This is a genomic window from Streptomyces sp. NPDC057099, assembly GCF_042671245.1.
GTDB classification, from domain to species: Bacteria; Actinomycetota; Actinomycetes; order Streptomycetales; family Streptomycetaceae; genus Streptomyces; species Streptomyces purpurascens.
Map to the genome: position 1 here is coordinate 1 of NZ_JBHUTX010000109.1, position 3,122 is coordinate 3,122.

Genomic DNA, 3,122 nt, shown 5'->3' on the forward strand with positions numbered 1-3,122 from the left:
GCCGCGCATCCCGGGACACGACTACTTCGCCTCGGAGCCGCCGTCGGTCTTCTTCGGCTCTGCGTCCGTCTTCGCCTCGGCGGCCGGGGTGTCATCGGCCGGGGCGTCGTCACCGGCCGGCTCGTCGGCCGCGTCCTTCTTGCCGAGGTCGACGGCCTTGTCGTCAGCGCCGGAGTCGGCGGCGGAGTCGTCGGTCTCGGTGAGGGAGGAAGCGTCGTCCGGGACGATGTCGGCGTCGGACTTCAGGTCGTGCTCGACGCCGTGAACGATGCGGTTGTACTCGTCGTCGGTGAGGACGGCACCGATGGCGTTCTTGGCGAAGAGGAGCTCGACACCCGGACCGGCGTCGACGAGGACGGTGTCCTCGTGCACCTCCTTGACCGTGGCGTACACGCCCCCGATGGTGCGGACACCGCTGCCGGGCTGCATTTGGTTCCGCATGTCCACGGCCTGCTGCTGCTTCTTCTTGGCCGACCGGGTCATGAGGAACATGGCCCCGATGAGCACAATGAACGGGAGGAGGGTCAGGAGACTCACGGGTCGGTACTTCCTTCACACGACCGCGATGTGAGCGGCCAGATGGTTGGGGGTATGTACGCCGCCGACAAAGGCGGCATCGGCGGAGTCTAAGCGAGTCCGCGCGCATGGAACAACGCTCAGCATGGCACCGGGGTTCCTGCTCCGGCCACTGGCCTCGCCGACCCGGAGCGGTGACGGCGTCGTCACGCCCCGAACAGGTCCTGTTGTCCGTTTCCGGTGGTCCGGGACCCGGGCGGGGTCAGGCCGAGATGCGCCCATGCGGCGGGGGTGGCGACCCTGCCGCGCGGGGTGCGGGCCAGCAGTCCTTCCCTTACCAGGAAGGGCTCGGCCACCTCCTCCACGGTCTCACGCTCCTCCCCCACCGCGACCGCGAGCGTGGACAGACCGACGGGGCCGCCGCCGAACAGCTTGAGCAGGGCTTCCAGGACGCCCCGGTCGAGGCGGTCGAGGCCGCGCTCGTCCACCTCGTAGACGGCGAGGGCGGCCGCCGCGATCTCCTTGGTGATCAGTCCGTCCGCCTTGACCTGGGCGTAGTCCCGGACGCGGCGCAGCAGGCGGTTGGCGATGCGGGGGGTGCCGCGGGAGCGGCCGGCGATCTCGGCGGCGCCCTCCGGCTCGGTCTCGACCTCGAGGAGGCTCGCCGAGCGGTGGATGACCCGCTCCAGTTCGGCCGGTTCGTAGAACTCCATGTGGGCGGTGAAGCCGAAGCGGTCGCGCAGCGGGGGCGGCAGCAGTCCCGCGCGCGTGGTGGCGCCGACCAGGGTGAACGGGGGCAGCTCCAGCGGGATGGCGGTGGCGCCCGGGCCCTTGCCGACGATGACGTCGACGCGGAAGTCCTCCATCGCCATGTACAGCATCTCCTCGGCGGGCCGGGACATGCGGTGGATCTCGTCGAGGAAGAGGACCTCACCCTCCTGGAGGGAGGAGAGGATCGCCGCGAGGTCGCCGGCGTGCTGGATGGCGGGGCCCGACGTGATGCGGATGGGGGCGCCCATCTCGGCCGCGATGATCATCGACAGGGTGGTCTTGCCGAGGCCGGGGGCGCCGGAGAGCAGCACGTGGTCGGCGGTGGCGCCCCGCGCGCGTGCGGCGCGCAGGACGAGGTCGAGCTGCTCGCGGACCTTCTCCTGGCCGATGAACTCGTCCAGGTCCTTGGGGCGCAGGGCGGCCTCGACGGCCTGGTCCTCGCCGTCGGCCGCCGCGCCGACGAGCCGCTCCGCCGCGGGGGCGTCGGTCGTGTCGTCCCAGTTCATGGTGTGCCTCGGTGTGTGGGGGTTCAGCGGGCGCGGTTCAGGGTCTGGAGGGCGGCCTTCAGCAACTGGCCGACCTGCGGAGCGCCCTCGGCGGCCTCGGCCTGCGGAGCCACGGCGGTCACGGCCTCGTCGGCCTCCCGGGTCGCGTAGCCGAGGCCGATCAGGGCCGCGTGCAGCTGGTCGCGCCAGCCGGTGCTGACGGGCGCGCCGACGGCCGGGGCGCCGAGCGGCTCACCGAGCCGGTCCTTCAGTTCCAGGAGCAGCTTCTGGGCGCCCTTCTTGCCGATGCCGGGAACGGCGGTGAGCGCCTTCTCGTCGGCGGTGGCGACCGCCCGGCGCAGGGCGTCCGGGGTGTGTACGGCCAGCATCGCCTGGGCGAGTCTCGGTCCCACGCCGCTCGCCGTCTGGAGCAGCTCGAAGGTCTGCCGCTCGTCGTCGTCCGCGAAGCCGTACAGGGTCAGTGAGTCCTCCCGGACGACCAGGGAGGTGTGCAGCTTGGCGGGCCGGCCGATACGGAGCGTGGACAGGGTGTTCGGCGTGCACTGCACGGCCATGCCGACGCCGCCCACCTCGACGACCGCGGCATCGGGGGCGAGCGCGGCGACCGTGCCGCTGACGAAGGCGATCATGCCGTACGGCCTTTCGATGCGTGCAGGGCGACGGCCTGCTGGAGTCGGTTCTGCGCGGGGGCGCGCCAGATGTGGCAGATGGCGAGGGCGAGGGCGTCGGCCGCGTCGGCGGGCCTGGGCGGTGCGCTGAGCCGGAGCAGGCGGGTCACCATCGCGCCCACCTGGGCCTTGTCGGCCCGGCCGCTGCCGGTGACGGCGGCCTTGACCTCGCTCGGGGTGTGCAGCGCCACGGGGAGCCCGCGACGGGAGGCGCACAGGATGGCGACGGCGCTGGCCTGGGCGGTGCCCATCACCGTACGGACGTTGTGCTGGCTGAAGACGCGCTCCACGGCGACGCACTCCGGCCGGTGCTCGTCCAGCCACTGTTCGATGCCCTGCTCGATGGCGACGAGGCGGTGGCCGAGGTCGGCGTCCGCCGGTGTCCGGACGACGCCGACGCCGATCATCGTGAGCGGCCGTCCGGCGACGCCCTCGACCACGCCGACACCGCACCGGGTCAGTCCCGGGTCCACCCCCAGCACGCGCACGCGCGCCCTCCCCTCTTTGCGGCTAAACCGCCGCCGCTCTCGCGGACCTGGCTGAGCACCGTCGGGGTTCCTCAATCGATGGTTGCGGTCCGTGGACGGTGATCTTTGACTGCCGCCAGGCTATCCGCTGGCACTGACAGCAGCGGCGGGCCGGTGGGACGTGTCCCACCGGC

The 3,122-nt window shown here is 72.3% G+C and carries 4 protein-coding genes; all 4 read right to left on the minus strand.

Features of this window, described 5'->3' with window-relative positions; genetic code table 11:
• Positions 1-21 precede the first annotated feature (21 nt).
• Positions 22-537, minus strand: a complete 516-nt coding sequence (gene yajC / locus ACFT4A_RS42310) for a preprotein translocase subunit YajC (protein ID WP_382842015.1) — start codon at positions 535-537, stop codon at positions 22-24.
• Positions 538-722: 185 nt separating this feature from the next.
• Entirely contained in the window at positions 723-1,793 is a 1,071-nt protein-coding gene (gene ruvB, locus ACFT4A_RS42315; RefSeq protein WP_382842017.1) for a Holliday junction branch migration DNA helicase RuvB, read from the minus strand.
• 23 nt (positions 1,794-1,816) lie between these two features.
• On the minus strand, positions 1,817-2,422 hold the full coding sequence (ruvA, locus tag ACFT4A_RS42320; RefSeq protein ID WP_328337438.1) for a Holliday junction branch migration protein RuvA: 606 nt from the start codon (positions 2,420-2,422) through the stop codon (positions 1,817-1,819).
• Positions 2,419-2,949 (minus strand): crossover junction endodeoxyribonuclease RuvC, encoded by a 531-nt coding sequence (ruvC, locus tag ACFT4A_RS42325; RefSeq protein WP_382842020.1) that lies wholly within the window; start codon positions 2,947-2,949, stop codon positions 2,419-2,421. Before ruvC ends, ruvA begins: the two co-directional genes overlap by 4 nt.
• Between the last annotated feature and the right edge of the window lie 173 nt (positions 2,950-3,122).